Genomic DNA, 14,993 nt, shown 5'->3' on the forward strand with positions numbered 1-14,993 from the left:
TTTCATTACAAAAAATTGCAGGACTTATAACCGGTTCAATCCGGTTGGTACTATTCGTTACTAAGTCATTGCAATAAATCCACCGTATTCACAAATTAAATTATTGGAATTATGCAAACAGCAATAGTAACAACAGGCAATACAATACAGGATTTCGGACAGAAGATAGGCGGAGCGAAAAAAGACCTCGCCGGACAACAACTGGACCGCATCAGGCTGATTACCGACGATGCGCTGATGATACAGCCCCTGTCGAAAGTATTTCCGCGTCCCGATTTTCAGAAAATGTCCCGCGACGGGCTGATCACTGAGGATTGCGCCATCAGGCTGCAATACCTCTACAACAGCATTCCCGCCAAGCCGCGAAGCGCATACAGGAGTGTCCGGCGCTGGGCAGATAGTGTTATGTCCATCATCGGGGTTATCAGGGCAGGACTGGAAGGCGGCAGTGCCTTCGAATCCCAGCCCTTTCTCCAGCAGGAAGACTTTAAGAATCATGAAAAAGAACTCAAAGCCGCCAACTGGCCCACGGAGGATTACAGCCCCCATCCCTTCCGCATTGTGCACCCCCACCAGTTTAGTTCCGGCAACAGTTATATCGTAGCCAAAGGGAACCATATAAAATTCAGGTCCGGGAATATTGAAGGCTGTATCGACTGGATTAAGGAACAGTCCGTCACCGGGAAGAAAAATACGGAACCGGAGTATAGCGTCCGCTATTTTATCCGTACCAAGGAACATTTCATCACGCCGAAAGGAAAGAATAACATCGTCCTGAAACGCGGTTTCGAAGATGTGGGTACCGCCCTTGCATTTATCCGCGATCATTCCGGCGAGCTGCAGGCGACGTACGACAAAATACGTTTCGTACCGGAAGAGCGCCGGGGCTGGAACCGTCCGCGTGTGGGCTGCGACCACCGTGCAACGCTCGATATATCTCCCGGACAGTTTTCCTCGGTCTTCCCGTTCCGCGGCGTTGAATTCGGCAACTGGCTCAATCAGGTCGACCGTTCCGCCAGCCTGAATGACGGCTACGACGCCCTGATGGATTTAGCCCTTGCCCTGGAAGTAGCCCCATCCGTACTTTGCCTTGACAACAGGCTTGCCCTTGCCTTTGGGGCCAGGGGCAGCGGCAAGGCCAGCGCGCATTACGAACCGCTCAGGCAGGTTATCAACCTGACCAAGACTCGTGGGGCGGGTTCCCTGGCGCACGAATGGTTCCACGCCCTCGACAACTATATCTGCATACGCAAAGGAAGTCCGTTGTCCTATGCGTCGGATACCGCGGCCGGAAAATGCGACGATGAAATATTGCCTGCCTTCCGCGCTCTTCGTGATGCAATCAAAAGCTCCGGGTTCAGGATACGTTCCGAAAAGTGTGACGAGTACCGTTCAAAACCCTATTGGGGAACAATGATTGAAATGTGCGCCCGGGGATTCGAAAAATATATCATTGCCAGGCTCCATGACTTGGGCTGGCACAACGACTACCTAGCCAATATCAGGACAATGGAAGAGTACGGTTACGATGAGAAATACCCGTATCCTACCAATGAAGAGATAAAACTTCTTGCGCCTTACTACGCTGCCGTCATCCGCCACGCATTCAATTCCGAACGCAGCATCGATTTAAGAAAAACCGCTTAATAACCATCCATATGAGTAAGACTAACAATTCAAATACAAAAATGCAGCCTGGTGAAAATATTGCCGGGCTTAGCGACAACAAAGCTTACCTTCAGTTCCTTTCCGATATGAAAGACGAATCGCCGATGAGTAAAAAAGAAAGGAATCACTTTGTGGAAATCCTACGGCAGCAGGGACGAAAGCTGAACCGCCTGATGGAAATTCCAACACTTCATGAAGCACAGTTATAAATATTTATATTCGTCGATAATGACAGACAGAAAAGCAATACAGGACGAATCCCGCAATAGAAACCGGAAGCTCCACTATTATAAGCATATAGTAAAAAGGCATCTTCTGGAAATAAAAGAGATGATAGACCAATCCAAAAGTGATATGGAAAAGAGCTGTTATCAAAACAGGTATTCTGTCCAGTTACGGGATTTTGCCAGAACTTTGAATGTCCGGGAAGAATTACTGGATAAAGTTATTTCCGGTAAAAAAAATAGCAATGAATAAAAAGAACATACTCAAATCCTTTGTTCAGGGGGAAACCATAGAACTGTCCGTTGATGGGGTTGAACGTAAATCAACCTTTATACGGGTTTCCGGTAGGACTCTCACTTTGTCCAACGATGACAAAGAAGAAGAGATCGACCTCGGCCGTATCGACCGCATAACATTATAAATCACGTTATACACAGGCAAAATTAACTGTTATCGCAGGAAGGAGTTTGAGCCGTTTGGGGATTGGGATAAACGTATACGGGAAAATGACGGAAACACAAAAGAACAGCTAAAAATGAATCGTATGATACTGACAAGGGAAGAAATACTGGAGGCGGCAGACAACAAGATGGATTTAGATCTTATTTCGCCGGAAATTTTAGAATACCTGAATGGGACGGCAGGTGGTGATTTTGCCAAAGCGCAGGACGAACAATACGCGAATATAGTAAGGGGAATCGATTTGTTCATGACAGTCGGCACGCCTGTTGAAATACCTTATGAAGGTAACACGCACAACACTACCGTTACAGCATTCGGCTACGAACCGGATAGCGAATTCTTTAAAGTTATTTGCCGGGATAAAACCGTATTCCGTTTCCGGACATTCGGGTTTAGTTCATTAGGCGCTACCGGCGCATACTATGGCATCGTAAATGATCCCGATAAGAAAACCGGCATCAGATATTTGAACTTTAAATAAGTAACCTTTTATAACCTCATATGGAAAGAACGATATGGCTCCGGTTGGGGATAACCCTTCAGGGAAATAAAGAGGAAATAGAATCTGTCATTCAAGGTGATAAGCATACATTGAAGGATATGATAGGGTCGGGTAAATTTAAAGCTGACGGGAACTCTTATATCCCGCAGGATATGGTAATTGAATATAACGGGAAACATAATACCGCATTCGAGGAGGATGCTGTGAGTTTTGAATTATAAAACCAGAAAATAAAAAATAATATGAAATCATATAAAGATGAATTCTTAAGATGGGCAGAAGAGAAAAAAGTCGAGATATTCGATAAGCTCTCTGATGTCATGCCCGATTGTAAGTATGACCTTAAAAAAGGACAGACCTGTACATTCCGTAACTATTGTTTCATTGATTTTCCCGGATATACCATCATGGGATTTTGTAAATCTGAATATGGAAGTTGTGTTTATCTCGATTACGATTGTTACTGGGCACCCGCCCATCCCAAAAACATCTTACTCGACGGTACTAGCGACCAGCAATGCAATGTCGAAATATCCTGCGACAAAAAATACTATATACTTACTATCAACCGTGTGCGATGCGTTCTCCAATGCTATTACAAGGATGAGTATGCCAATATCAGCCCCATACAGGACGGACTTGAAGCTTTCGAAGAAACGCTTGGGAATGTCCGTGTCGATTTTATCAAGCACGAGATTACAACAGAAGGTAAGAGAACTCCTAAATGGGTAAACTTCACCCGGACAATAGACATCGCTGTATTAAAACAAGCACTGGACACACACATTAAAACTTATACTTTCGATATAGATAGTAAAAAGATATCTGTTTTCGTCCCGGAAGTCATTCACTATTTCCATAATAATACACTCACCGAAAAGGATATTGAAGAATATGCAGCCAAATACACCGCCCAGATGAAATCCTATCGGGACTGTGACGCCTGGCTCGGCAAAGAACTTATTCAACGCTTACTTGCCGAAGAAAGGCTGATGAAAAACGGTGAAGCAGACTCTTTCAAGCTAAAACTTCATTTCGATTGGTATGTCACGATTAAAAAAGAGATCACCGGGTACACTAATTATTCAGTGAATGCTTACTGTCTGGATAATGCTCAATCTTTCAACCGCAGGTATGATACATTATCCAAAGCACTACTTCATTGCCTGAATGCCTTCAACGAGAATGTAGTTACTACCAACAAATACAAATCCATTGAAGATTATCTACTTCAACCAAACAGATAACATTAACCGCTAAAATAAAAACATACAGCTATGCAAGTACCATTCAATTATATAGACCCTTTGGATATTCCAGAAGAGTTAGCCGAATGGGTCGATCATCCCGGCGATTGCGAAAAAGATCTGGTCAAAATGATGCAGCTGGAAGAAATACAAACGGAGCTAAACAAGATAGATCCGGAAAACCTCCGACAGGAACTTAAGGAATACGGAGCATGGACTGAAGAGGAGCTAAATAATCACAATGATAACCTGATACGCATCCTTTGGATAGCTTGCTGTAATATAAATGAAGGAAATGTATGAAACCATTCTATTGCTTTAACCGCCGCAAATTTTGCGAAATAAGAACAACGACAAGGTCTGGGTATATCCGTACTTATCGTCCCTCACCCGGCATCCGCCTGTTAAGGAAAAACTACAAAAGCAGTGCTCGCTGGTTCCTGAAAAGGAATCTATAGAATGAAAATTTGATAGAAACAGAATAAATATGAAAACAAGGCGCTTTTGTCCCCATTGTGGACGTCCGTTGCTCAAATCCCGGATAAAAGGCTATGCTTTCCAGTGCTACTGTTGTGATGCAGACTTTTATAAGTCTGAAGTATATCGTAAAAAGCATTTGGAAAGAGTTAAAAATATTAGAAAGACAACACTTCAATGGGAGATTGAAGCTGGATGCCACCGTCACGGTATTCATAAACCATATCCAAGATTAAAAATGTAAAATTCAATTCTCCAAAAGCGGAAGTAAATTCTCCAAGAGATTAGTATTAGGTAGAAATTATAATAACATGTCAAATAACCAAATAGAACTCAATTTATTCCGCTCCGATATCGCATTTACCGATCCGGGCACGCTCCAGTTCTGCATCGTTATTTCCGACACAAGTTTCTGGTACTGCGAATTTGATCAGTCAAACTTTTGTGGAGTCGCCGAAGGACGGGATTTGGAACTTTTTCGAAAATATAAAGGCTACCCCGAAAAACTGATTGCCGATGCAAAGAACGACCCCGAAGTTCTTGAATTTATCGAGAACAAATCACTCTGGATAAGTGCCATTATCGACTCAGATGACATCGACAAAGAAACCGAAGCTGACTTGTTTATCACCTACGGTAGCAAACCCGAAAATTTTGCCGAAGGAGCTGAACGTAATCAGATAATTGCAGAGATGTATTTTGAAGTATATGTTGACGATTTCAGAGAATAAGTAAAAGTATCTACAAACTGTCACTAAGCGGCTATTTCTGTGAAGTGCCGCTTTTTTTATTTCATTTCAAACTAAATCACAACTTATTTCACTTAATCTTAATCAGGAACTAATAAAAAATAATTAAACCCAAGCAATATGAAAGTTTATCCACCTCTAACCTATACACCGGTTGTCCGTGTCGAAATAAAGGTACTAAGTACAGGAGAAATGCGCTCGGTCAGCTTCTGCAAAACTACTCTCGATGAAGTCATTGACCATGTTAACAAAACTCTTAAGACCGGTATAGTCGGCATTAAGGTCAGAGTTAATATTCGTATTAGCGACCAGGTAAAAAGATGGGGAAAACAAAAAATTGCGACAGTCTTGATTAATGATCTTGACGAAGCGTTCACACAGATCACTGAAGGCATTGAAACTCTTGACTGGAAAGTAATAAAAGGATAATCATAATGGAAGACGGAAGAACAGCGACATTAACCGAACCCTATTTGGGGTATCGTAATATAATACTTATGGAAAAAGTTGGTTTTAAATGGCTTGTCCGCATTGGTGGCAGCGGAAAAGAAATAGAAGTCTATGAAGACGAGTTTGAACTTGATTCGTATAAAAGATGAGTAAGCTACTGAAATATCCCGGATTTACACCCTTACCGCCATTTACCGATGCGGCTAATGTTACGGAAAATATCCAAAACTGGATAAACAAGGGAATGGAACATAAGCTCCGGAATTATTGCAGGCCGGATAATTCAGGGATCGGCTACCGGTTTGTCAATGAAAGGGATTTCCTCGAAACCATCGAAGAAGAGCAGATCATCCTCAGGCGGAAAGTGAAGATTGTATTTACCCGCTATGTTGAACGAAGGGATTATTCATTTTGTCCGCTGTATTTTTCCACTCGCATGATAACGGCAGAAATTCATTACAACGGTAAGGTTCACCCATATAAAAACGACAATCAATTAAAAATTTTCCTAAGGACTAACTAAAATGGCAATAAAGAAAGTAACAGTAATAACAGAAGTCGAAATTGAATACAATCTGGATTTAGCGGGTATCGATAACATCCTGTGTGAGATGGATTACTTTTTCAACGTTTCAGATTTACATGCCGGTGCAGCAGAAGTTAAGAATACTGAAATAATAGAATGGAGGTAAAATCAGAACAAATCATGCAACCAAACAATACCAAAACCTTCCAGCAGATATACGATTTCTGCCTGCTGGATGCTACCTATAATGCCTATTATAATATACCGGATCATTTCGAGTGCAAATCGCGTGAGCAATACAGGTATTATTACAACAACCTGAGCCACCGGGGACAATGCCGGGCGGGAACATATATTTACAGCCAGTCGCAAAGGCAACTTGAACGCTTTATCAAAGGACAGCAACAGGATTTTTATATTCATATAGACGACGAAACATTTGAGATCGTCGATTACCGGAAGTACGAAGGTCCGACTATCTATATTGTTGTGCATATTGCCAAGGATGGAGTAATTATCCAATACGAGCATCCCTATAAAAGCAGCTGCGAAAATAACCTTATCCGGTTTACACCCCGTTCCCACCGCTTGTTCAATAAAGGAGGTATTGTGCAGGAAGTAAAAAATCACTTTTACCGGCACCATCTCTATCCTGAAGGACGTTACCGGGATTTACAAATTGAATACAGGATACCGAAAGATAAGTTTGTGAACTGGTACCGTCATGAATATAGACGGCAACAGGAAAGGAAGCATGATCAAGAACACCGGGATATGGTCAATACCTGTTCTCCCCCTGAACCTGAAATGAGTTGGGACGACTGTTATGGTCTTCTTCAGGCATCCGGAGCGTTCTTCGATTTCAACGCAGATGAGTATGAACGTGAGGAAATGACCGATATGTTTTATAATATGTGTAATAAATAACTAATCAATATGAATATAAAGAAAGTGGTTCACTTTAGATTAAAAGGTGATTTTTGGAGCTATACAGCTCATGGTTGTCATACTTTAAAACAAGCATTAGAACAGTATGGACTTAAACGTTCTGATATTCTTGAATGGTGGAAAGAAAACAATTAATTATAATGAAAAACATAGAGAAATTCTTACCGCTTAATCAACGTCTTATTGTAAGCGAGAATCCCGATACTTTCAGGGATGTTATAGAACGATTGAACAATGAAATCGAAATGATTCCCGACTACTACCAGTCAACAACAGTGTATGCACACTATTTCTTTGGCCGTACCGATATTTTCGTTCACAGCTGGGATCGGGATACAGATATTCTGTTTTGTTATGTTATTCTCAACGGAGATGCCGAAATGAGTGAATTAGGAGATGTATCACTGGCAGAAATAACAGATATTCCCCATCTTGAAATGGATTTCTACTGGGATAAAGTATCACTTTCCCAGGCAAAATATAATAGATATCCCGATTATTTTTCCGCACCGGAAGAAAATTAACAAACGAGTTTATGAATTACCAGGATATTATTTCCACAACAGCATACAGAGGATATGCCATCCATATCCACCGGGAGGAATGTGCCGAAAGCCCGAGAACCTTTTATGAAAATTTAGGCGTTATATATACAGGACACCGGAACTATCAACCTGAAAAAGATTTCGACGAACACTTCGAACGTGACGAGGTTTTCGACGGGGAATTTGGCGTCTTTACCAAATCCTTCCGGAAAGAATATATTGCCCTGCCTGTTTATCTATATGACCATAGCGGTTTATCAGTTAATACAACCGGCTTTTCTTGTCGGTGGGATACCAGTCGCTTTGGAATTATCGCTGTTCCGGTCGAAAAGGTACTGAAAGATTTCCGCTGGAAGCGTATTACAGCCAGCCGCAGGATGAAAATCGAAGCATATCTCAAGGAAGAAATTGGTATCTATAATAGCTATTTACACAATGAGGTATACGGTTATATTATTACTTCAGAAAATACAGGAGAGGAAACAGGCTGTTGTTCCGGATATTATGGAGATCAGGAAATAGAATACATTATCAAAGAATGTAAAGCTGGTATAGACGCACATATCAGATATGAAAATAAACAGAAAATAAAAGGTATGATCGATAGTATCAGTAAATACGGCAAACAACTCCTGATACCGTTCAGCGAATTTCCGGATATGATTTCCGAACCTTTACCCTGACTAAAACTACATTTCAAGGCCGCTATTTCACTCCGATATAGCGGCTTTATTTTTTTCTGAGAAAATAAAACCCTTTATCCCGGCTTACCCTATTCTAAATAGTAATCAAACCTGCTTAAGACCAGTTAAGCAGAAAAGTATCACCCTAAAAAACAGCTTATTATGAAAGTATTAGGACTGATTAATCCGGTTCGCAAAGAACTGGTGGAAACTATAGCTAATGCCGTCAAACCGAAAGGGTGCATTGGAACTTTTTATAAAAATGCCGGAGTACACCATACGGTTGACCGGACCGAAGAAGAATATTCCAATTCTCCCATAGTCGTAGTCCATAATAGCAGCTTTGGGTCTTATGGCGGATTTGAAGCGGCCACGGTCTATGATATTTACCTTGAAGACGGACGCCTGATGTGTACGCTGAACGGTGAAGCCGGCGAGGACTGGGACGAACTTTTGGAAAATGTGCAAGTTGAAGGACTGGAGTGTATTGTATCATGGCTTAAAGAGCATGATTTTATAGTAAAGACCGGACAGGAAAAAGAGCTTATCGACAGGTTTCTCGAAAATGAAGATAAATGCGGGCGTTTTGCAGAAGTCCTGATTAACGAAATAAACAGTGACGATGAAGGCTTTCATAAAGTCGGCAGGCAATTCATCCGTGCATATTTGCAGGAAAATCCGGAGATGATGCTTATCGCGTTATGCGGCTGGGGTATGGATACACTTATTTCCAAGGTTAATAGAACAGATGACAGTGTCTTGTATGCAGGTTCATCCCTTCAAGAAAAAATGGAATCTAAACTTAGGAAAGAATATCTTCCGGACAATTATGAAGATGATACTATATGCGACCTGGCACAAAACGAATTCCAGATAATAAAGGATGAAATCTGCTCCGAATGCGGATTTGATGAAGAGGCCTATCAGGAGCTGAACGGCGGGGAATCCCCGTTCGATGAACTACAAGAAACCCTATTCAACAAAATTTATAACCTGATTTTACCATGCCAGAAACAACCATAATACCCCAATTATCTCCGGGGGAAGAATACCTTCGTAACCCTGATACCCCGAATACGCTCTATATCCGGTATCTAGGTAAAAAACGCAGGTTATTTATCAATGACAGGAACGGTAGTGTCTACATGTTCATGAAAGGAAGCCGCAAAAGAGGTTATCCGTTTACGGACTTTTCAGGAATTTCCAGGATATACTATCCCCAGGATGCTAAGGTTGACACACCCGGGGAAACAGAGCGCAGGCATGTATTGAAATGCAAGCGGGAAGCGGCTAAGGCTTCCTTTACCAATCCGTTTATCCGCAAATGCCTGGTTGCGGATGAAAATAAGACGGCCTGCGAAAACGGCATCAGCGGCGGAAGCATAAATTCCGGCAAAATAATCTCCCTTACATCCATCGCTAAAAAGCATCCCTGGGAAGTAAAATTGTTCCGGCAGGCACTTGCCAATAAAAGCCCGTACACTTCTTTCCGTATTCCTTTCCGGGGTTATGAAATGACTATTTCAATAGAACCATGTAAGGAAGGCGATAACTACAATAGTCCGGGCGATATCCGGGGCTACCTGAACCTTGAATATAAGGACTGCCTGAACGGTTACTATTATCTGTTGATTAATGATGAAAACTTTATAGGCTATGAAAAAGACTAATGCATTTGGAATAACGGAAAAATTCTGGGACTTTATTGAGAAATATCTTCCTGACTATCATGAACGTGACGATGTATTGCGGCAATCCCAATTACAACTCTATATTGACGGGAAAGAATCCGCTGTTGCCGGTGAAGGACTGGCAGAAGACGAAGCCGGGGACGAACTGCATCACATCCTGTATAACCTCTATGCCGAAGCTATAGACGCCTACACCAAAGGCTTAGGTGAAGAGTGTGGTAACTGCAGGACGCAGCAGGGTAATTTTTGCTCCGCCTGCGGGAAAAAACTGCATTGATTATGGACAGGAAATTATTCCCGGGCTTTTCCCGGATGACCACTTCAGAAGTCAAAGTATTTGCTGAAACACTTGTACGTGACGGCTATACCCCCGGAGAAGCCCTTGACTTTATGGAGGGAATCGACCGGTGCTTATCGGTACAGGCCTCGGCATCCATCATTAACCGGTTCGCCGGAAAAGCGAAATGGAACAGGAAAACGGCACGGCAGGTACTTTTCGAAACTGCAATGCAAATCCCTATTCCCGAACGGTTTTTAAATAACCCTGAAAAAGAAGAAACATGCGATTTATAGAAACACTCGAAAAACTTAGGTTATATCTGGGTTCCAAACCCGCCCTGACTCCAGAAGAAAAAGAATTGTTAGGAAAGATACGGGAGGACCTGAATTATTTTCCCACCTGCGTTATACACCGTGACGACCTGATTGAATATGCTTACGATGCCCACCTTATTAAGGATAATGAAATGGTCACACTTGGTAAGAAAATAGGAATAGACAGCTGGGAGCAACTCAGTTCAGTCCGGCTTCCTGTTATTGGATATGCAAGCAATCTTCCCGTAGCTTGCTGCCCGCTTTGCGGGGAACAGCCCCGGTTCGAACATGGCTATTGGTATTGTGAGAATGTGGATTGCCAGCGCGAATGGTCCTGTATGAAATATGTATGGCTCAAATATACAGACAAAACGGCATTCCTTTTTGGGTGTGACATCGGCTTCATCTCTAAAACAAACCGGACGAACGAAATGTCCCTTTATCTGCCTGTCGACCTGTTCAGGATGCATTTTGGCAAAGAACCTGAAAAAGAAGATATCTTCCATATATTCAAATACGGGGACATGAATGATATTTACGGACTCAGGGAAGATGGATTTATCCTCGAAAAGGTAACCGATAATAAAGGGCTCGAAAGGTTTGGTCCGAGAGCATACTGGCTATCCTGTTATCCCAAAGACTGATTATAAAAACATGCTAAATAACAATGAATTATGAATCCGAATCAACTGAAAAGACAACTAGGAATAAGTTATCTGGGAGGATGTAATTCTCCCAAACTCATTAAAAGTATGGGTAGAAACGTAATGACCTATGGCGTTTATCTGGCGCCGCACAATATCAGCGGTTACAGTGTCTGTCCCGAATCCTGCAATTGCAGTAAATATTGCCTGCATGGTTCCGGCAGAAACAAGATAGAGCTGTTGACATTTAAGGGAGGAGGTCCGATACAGAAATCCCGTATAAAAAAGACGAAGCTCTTTTTTGAGGATCGTCCGGCATTTATGAGTTTGTTAACTCATGAGATTGACAAAGCCATCATTCAGGCAAAAGAATCCGGTTTACAACTGGCAATCCGGCTCAACTGTATATCCGATATCAACCTTGAGGAATTTGTCCTGGATGGCAGGAATATACTTCAGCTTTATCCGGATTTGCAGTTTTACGACTATACTAAAGTATTGGAGCATACCAAACTTGCAGAGAAATACAGCAATTACGACCTTACCTTTTCCTATTCCGGTGAAAACTGGAGTGATTGCGACATGCTGCTCAAAAAAGGATACCGTGTGGCAGCCGTATTCGGGGAAGAACTACCCGGCACTTTCCGCGGTTATCCTGTCATTAACGCCAATGACGATGATGCCAGGTTTCTCGATGGAGGAGGACTAATTTGCGGACTCACGTATAAAAAGGTGGCTAACGATTATGTAAACGGCAGGTACCAGCGTCCGGATACCACATTTATCAACTGCAGGTCGGAAAGCATATCTGCCTGAATGATACCGACAACCTGCATTTTGTCCATAAAGATACGGGAAGATAAAAATGAACAGATATGACAAACGATTTATTACAATATATCTGCAATGGAACACAAAATACTATTCGGAACCGAAGCGGAAAAATTACTAAAATATTTGCTGGGGGGTGACGGTTCTACATTCGTTTACCAGATTGTCAGGGATAATCCGGATTATAACCGTTGCGGAATATTCCCCGAGGGCAATAAGTTCATCGCTTTCGACAATACTTCGGGCGAATGCAACGTAGAGGAATTCGAGTTCGAGGAAGACGCCGTCAAATGGCTGAAAGGGGATTATGAAAGTCCCGAAGACTTCAAAGGCAAAACATCTGCATGTTAATATAAGCATGGCTTTTGCTTTTTATCTGCGCCAGGTAAAAATAACTAAACGGGAAATATTAAAAACATGGAAACAAAACAAGTTACAATTAACGGCATAGGATTTACCCTACTCCGCTATCGGAATAAATGGGTATTCCCCAAAGTAAACACATATCTTGAAGGATTAGGAAGCCCCATAGTAATAAACCTTATAACATATGAAAAAGGAGAATTAATCGATGATGGGGAATATATCACGGTCAATCTTCCTGATTGTTCCCGCAATGCCGGTTGCCAGTTTATCGATACCAATAATAAAGGAGAAGAAATACTCGATTGGCTGGAACAAAATCAGCTTGGTATTCGAACTGACAAAACAGGCAAATCCGGATTTTGTATTTATCCGCTGTTTGATTTTTACAAAGGTGAGAAGTTCTGGGAATATAAGGAATTCTGCGAAAAAGTATTGGGGTTAGGCTAGAAAGATGCCGGATGGACCTTAGGTATACAATACAAAGGATACAGGTAAAGAAGCAATATTTTTCAGATGAAATATAATAAAAAAAGAATCCTGTAATTATTATGACAAACTGGATAAAAACAAATGATCACTACAACCGTGAAGTAGTCACACAGGATGTATGGAGCCGGAAATGCCGGAGAGGTAAAATATACGTTATCGATAAAGCGCCATTCACTTACACATTCAGTTGCGGAGCGAACAGCGATTACTCGATGACAGGCTGCTTCTTTGGTTGCACAAAGATCGCTACTGTGGAACAGGCAATGAAAGCCATTGACCGGATAGCTCCGGTTTGGCTTAATGGAAAAGGATTTCAACATATAACAAAGGAGTATGAATAAGAAAATTACTAGTGTATACCATTATATAAGTGATGGTGACCTTGTTCATTGCAATATGTGTGACACAAATATGCTGGTACCGACAGGGGCCGATAAATGTCCTCATTGCTATTTCGAAGGAGCATTGGCTTGGTTTGATGAAGGCATGAAAGAATGTTCCGTCTCTGATTTGGATAGAAATCCTGATTTTGGTTTAATAACAAAGAACGATACCGAAATGACAGAATATCTGTCAGACGAAGTCTTGAAAAATGAGTTCAACATGGAACCCAACCCTCACCACAAATACAAAAAAGCAATGAACAGATCAGATAACAAACCTCAGAAACAGATACCCAATGTACTGTTTCAGAATTGGCATCTAAGCTGTTAAACATGGAAAAAGGCGTTGAAATAAATTTCAGTGAGAATAAAGATGGTTCCGGCTATTGGGGTGCAAAAAAACTGATATTGTTTGATCAGGAAGTAATCATTTTCGGTTATTATGGCGGCCCGGCCTTACAAAAATATGAAGCCGGAAAAGATATTCTTTCCGATATGGTCAGGCATTTATGCTACCATTTGGCTAAACAGGAAAACGACACCGTTTATTTATTCGAAATCGAAAAGCAAAAACTTAAAGAGGAAACAAACGAGAATATCGTCTCCAGTTTCTTCTTTTATATGTGGAATGCCTGGCATCTGGAAGAATCTCAAAAAATATTCGGCTGGGAATGGGAACACTTCTGGAATAAATGGATATATCACACCAAAGAAACAACCAGAGGTGCAGCAGAGAAATTCTATGCTGACCTTGATACCGGCAACAGAATAAAGTTAGTCAAACGTGCCTGCGAGTTATATAATGGCAGCACAAGGATACTCCGGGAAAGAGGTTCTTCAAGACAATCTTATTTATAAATAATACGACAATCGTTCATCCCAGGCAGGCTATCATATAAGTCTGCCTTTTTTATTTTATAATATTATGGCACAAAAAGGCGTACTGACAACGGCTGATTATTTTCCTATCGATGACTTTTATAGTTTTCTGGGCATCCTGAGAGCCGAAAAAGAGTATATGTGGGAACTGTTTTGTTATGTGGCATTTAGCTGCCAACTCAGGTGTTCAGATGTGATTGCCAGACGGTGGGCTGATATTCTGGGTAAGGATACTACCCTGATAACCGAAAAGAAAACAGGTAAAAACCGCGAGATTGAACTCAATAAAAATGTAAGAAAGAGGTATAACGAAATATACCAGTTAATGGGAAAACCTGATTTACAGGAATATATTTTTAAAAGCCCATATACAGATAAACCGTATACCATTCAACATATCAATGCCAGGCTGAAAGAGTTCAAGTTCAAGTATAAATTACCTGTCCAAAACTTCTCCACGCATACTTTTCGAAAAACATTCGGACGGATGGTATATGAAAAATCCGGTAAGTCCGCCGAATCGTTAATCCTTTTGAACACCATATTCAAGCACTCTTCCATATCTGTCACCAAGGCATACATAGGTCTTAGAAAGGAAGAAATCTCCCAGGTATACAAACTAATAGATTATTAG

Annotated in this window: 30 protein-coding genes; all 30 read left to right on the forward strand. The window is 41.5% G+C overall.

Features of this window, described 5'->3' with window-relative positions:
• The first annotated feature begins 111 nt into the window (after positions 1-111).
• Positions 112-1,647: an LPD5 domain-containing protein gene (locus IR083_RS07705; protein WP_194223851.1), complete on the forward strand. Its 1,536-nt coding sequence runs from the start codon at positions 112-114 to the stop codon at positions 1,645-1,647.
• Between the two features lie 11 nt (positions 1,648-1,658).
• The gene (locus tag IR083_RS07710; RefSeq protein WP_194223852.1) at positions 1,659-1,877 is read left to right on the forward strand and encodes a hypothetical protein; all 219 of its coding nucleotides are present in this window, start codon (positions 1,659-1,661) and stop codon (positions 1,875-1,877) included.
• Positions 1,878-1,896: 19 nt separating this feature from the next.
• Positions 1,897-2,145: a hypothetical protein gene (locus tag IR083_RS07715; protein WP_194223853.1), complete on the forward strand. Its 249-nt coding sequence runs from the start codon at positions 1,897-1,899 to the stop codon at positions 2,143-2,145.
• Positions 2,138-2,314 carry a hypothetical protein gene (locus IR083_RS07720; RefSeq protein ID WP_194223854.1) on the forward strand — a complete coding sequence of 59 codons (177 nt, stop codon included), beginning with the start codon at positions 2,138-2,140 and terminating at the stop codon, positions 2,312-2,314. The genes IR083_RS07715 and IR083_RS07720 overlap by 8 nt, the downstream gene beginning before the upstream one ends.
• Positions 2,315-2,437: 123 nt before the next feature.
• Positions 2,438-2,836, forward strand: a complete 399-nt coding sequence (locus IR083_RS07725) for a hypothetical protein (RefSeq protein ID WP_194223855.1) — start codon at positions 2,438-2,440, stop codon at positions 2,834-2,836.
• A gap of 20 nt (positions 2,837-2,856) precedes the next feature.
• On the forward strand, positions 2,857-3,078 hold the full coding sequence (locus IR083_RS07730) for a hypothetical protein (protein WP_194223856.1): 222 nt from the start codon (positions 2,857-2,859) through the stop codon (positions 3,076-3,078).
• Positions 3,079-3,099: 21 nt separating this feature from the next.
• Positions 3,100-4,104: a hypothetical protein gene (locus IR083_RS07735; protein ID WP_194223857.1), complete on the forward strand. Its 1,005-nt coding sequence runs from the start codon at positions 3,100-3,102 to the stop codon at positions 4,102-4,104.
• Positions 4,105-4,134: 30 nt separating this feature from the next.
• On the forward strand, positions 4,135-4,407 hold the full coding sequence (locus IR083_RS07740; RefSeq protein WP_194223858.1) for a hypothetical protein: 273 nt from the start codon (positions 4,135-4,137) through the stop codon (positions 4,405-4,407).
• 184 nt (positions 4,408-4,591) lie between these two features.
• Positions 4,592-4,825, forward strand: a complete 234-nt coding sequence (locus IR083_RS07745) for a hypothetical protein (RefSeq protein ID WP_194224041.1) — start codon at positions 4,592-4,594, stop codon at positions 4,823-4,825.
• Positions 4,826-4,892: 67 nt separating this feature from the next.
• Positions 4,893-5,312, forward strand: a complete 420-nt coding sequence (locus tag IR083_RS07750; RefSeq protein WP_194223859.1) for a hypothetical protein — start codon at positions 4,893-4,895, stop codon at positions 5,310-5,312.
• Between the two features lie 138 nt (positions 5,313-5,450).
• Complete coding sequence (locus IR083_RS07755) at positions 5,451-5,759, forward strand: hypothetical protein (RefSeq protein ID WP_194223860.1); 309 nt, start codon at positions 5,451-5,453, stop codon at positions 5,757-5,759.
• 5 nt (positions 5,760-5,764) lie between these two features.
• Complete coding sequence (locus tag IR083_RS07760; protein WP_194223861.1) at positions 5,765-5,929, forward strand: hypothetical protein; 165 nt, start codon at positions 5,765-5,767, stop codon at positions 5,927-5,929.
• Complete coding sequence (locus IR083_RS07765; RefSeq protein ID WP_194223862.1) at positions 5,926-6,303, forward strand: hypothetical protein; 378 nt, start codon at positions 5,926-5,928, stop codon at positions 6,301-6,303. Before IR083_RS07760 ends, IR083_RS07765 begins: the two co-directional genes overlap by 4 nt.
• Before the next feature lies 1 nt (position 6,304).
• Positions 6,305-6,472, forward strand: a complete 168-nt coding sequence (locus IR083_RS07770; RefSeq protein WP_194223863.1) for a hypothetical protein — start codon at positions 6,305-6,307, stop codon at positions 6,470-6,472.
• Positions 6,463-7,233 (forward strand): hypothetical protein, encoded by a 771-nt coding sequence (locus tag IR083_RS07775; RefSeq protein ID WP_206759856.1) that lies wholly within the window; start codon positions 6,463-6,465, stop codon positions 7,231-7,233. Before IR083_RS07770 ends, IR083_RS07775 begins: the two co-directional genes overlap by 10 nt.
• Before the next feature lie 9 nt (positions 7,234-7,242).
• On the forward strand, positions 7,243-7,389 hold the full coding sequence (locus tag IR083_RS07780; protein WP_194223865.1) for a hypothetical protein: 147 nt from the start codon (positions 7,243-7,245) through the stop codon (positions 7,387-7,389).
• Positions 7,390-7,394: 5 nt separating this feature from the next.
• Positions 7,395-7,778, forward strand: a complete 384-nt coding sequence (locus tag IR083_RS07785) for a hypothetical protein (protein WP_194223866.1) — start codon at positions 7,395-7,397, stop codon at positions 7,776-7,778.
• 11 nt (positions 7,779-7,789) lie between these two features.
• On the forward strand, positions 7,790-8,482 hold the full coding sequence (locus IR083_RS07790) for a hypothetical protein (RefSeq protein WP_242052382.1): 693 nt from the start codon (positions 7,790-7,792) through the stop codon (positions 8,480-8,482).
• Positions 8,483-8,644: 162 nt separating this feature from the next.
• Positions 8,645-9,505 carry a hypothetical protein gene (locus IR083_RS07795; RefSeq protein WP_194223867.1) on the forward strand — a complete coding sequence of 287 codons (861 nt, stop codon included), beginning with the start codon at positions 8,645-8,647 and terminating at the stop codon, positions 9,503-9,505.
• Complete coding sequence (locus IR083_RS07800; RefSeq protein WP_194223868.1) at positions 9,487-10,152, forward strand: hypothetical protein; 666 nt, start codon at positions 9,487-9,489, stop codon at positions 10,150-10,152. Before IR083_RS07795 ends, IR083_RS07800 begins: the two co-directional genes overlap by 19 nt.
• A complete protein-coding gene (locus IR083_RS07805; protein ID WP_194223869.1) occupies positions 10,139-10,450 on the forward strand; it encodes a M48 family metallopeptidase in 312 nt (103 codons plus the stop codon). Before IR083_RS07800 ends, IR083_RS07805 begins: the two co-directional genes overlap by 14 nt.
• A 2-nt stretch (positions 10,451-10,452) precedes the next feature.
• The gene (locus IR083_RS07810; RefSeq protein ID WP_194223870.1) at positions 10,453-10,746 is read left to right on the forward strand and encodes a hypothetical protein; all 294 of its coding nucleotides are present in this window, start codon (positions 10,453-10,455) and stop codon (positions 10,744-10,746) included.
• The gene (locus tag IR083_RS07815; protein ID WP_194223871.1) at positions 10,734-11,411 is read left to right on the forward strand and encodes a hypothetical protein; all 678 of its coding nucleotides are present in this window, start codon (positions 10,734-10,736) and stop codon (positions 11,409-11,411) included. The genes IR083_RS07810 and IR083_RS07815 overlap by 13 nt, the downstream gene beginning before the upstream one ends.
• A 30-nt stretch (positions 11,412-11,441) precedes the next feature.
• Complete coding sequence (locus IR083_RS07820; RefSeq protein ID WP_194223872.1) at positions 11,442-12,227, forward strand: hypothetical protein; 786 nt, start codon at positions 11,442-11,444, stop codon at positions 12,225-12,227.
• Between the two features lie 90 nt (positions 12,228-12,317).
• Complete coding sequence (locus IR083_RS07825; protein WP_194223873.1) at positions 12,318-12,593, forward strand: hypothetical protein; 276 nt, start codon at positions 12,318-12,320, stop codon at positions 12,591-12,593.
• Positions 12,594-12,659: 66 nt separating this feature from the next.
• Positions 12,660-13,055 carry a DUF4313 domain-containing protein gene (locus IR083_RS07830; RefSeq protein ID WP_194223874.1) on the forward strand — a complete coding sequence of 132 codons (396 nt, stop codon included), beginning with the start codon at positions 12,660-12,662 and terminating at the stop codon, positions 13,053-13,055.
• 101 nt (positions 13,056-13,156) lie between these two features.
• Positions 13,157-13,438 (forward strand): hypothetical protein, encoded by a 282-nt coding sequence (locus IR083_RS07835; RefSeq protein WP_194223875.1) that lies wholly within the window; start codon positions 13,157-13,159, stop codon positions 13,436-13,438.
• Positions 13,431-13,811 (forward strand): hypothetical protein, encoded by a 381-nt coding sequence (locus tag IR083_RS07840; RefSeq protein WP_194223876.1) that lies wholly within the window; start codon positions 13,431-13,433, stop codon positions 13,809-13,811. The genes IR083_RS07835 and IR083_RS07840 overlap by 8 nt, the downstream gene beginning before the upstream one ends.
• Before the next feature lie 2 nt (positions 13,812-13,813).
• Positions 13,814-14,338: a hypothetical protein gene (locus tag IR083_RS07845; protein ID WP_194223877.1), complete on the forward strand. Its 525-nt coding sequence runs from the start codon at positions 13,814-13,816 to the stop codon at positions 14,336-14,338.
• A gap of 67 nt (positions 14,339-14,405) precedes the next feature.
• Positions 14,406-14,993, forward strand: coding sequence for a tyrosine-type recombinase/integrase (locus IR083_RS07850; protein WP_199343200.1), 588 nt, complete (start codon positions 14,406-14,408; stop codon positions 14,991-14,993).

It is taken from the genome of Dysgonomonas sp. GY75 (assembly GCF_015234155.1).
In the GTDB taxonomy this organism is placed as follows: Bacteria; Bacteroidota; Bacteroidia; order Bacteroidales; family Dysgonomonadaceae; genus Dysgonomonas; species Dysgonomonas gadei.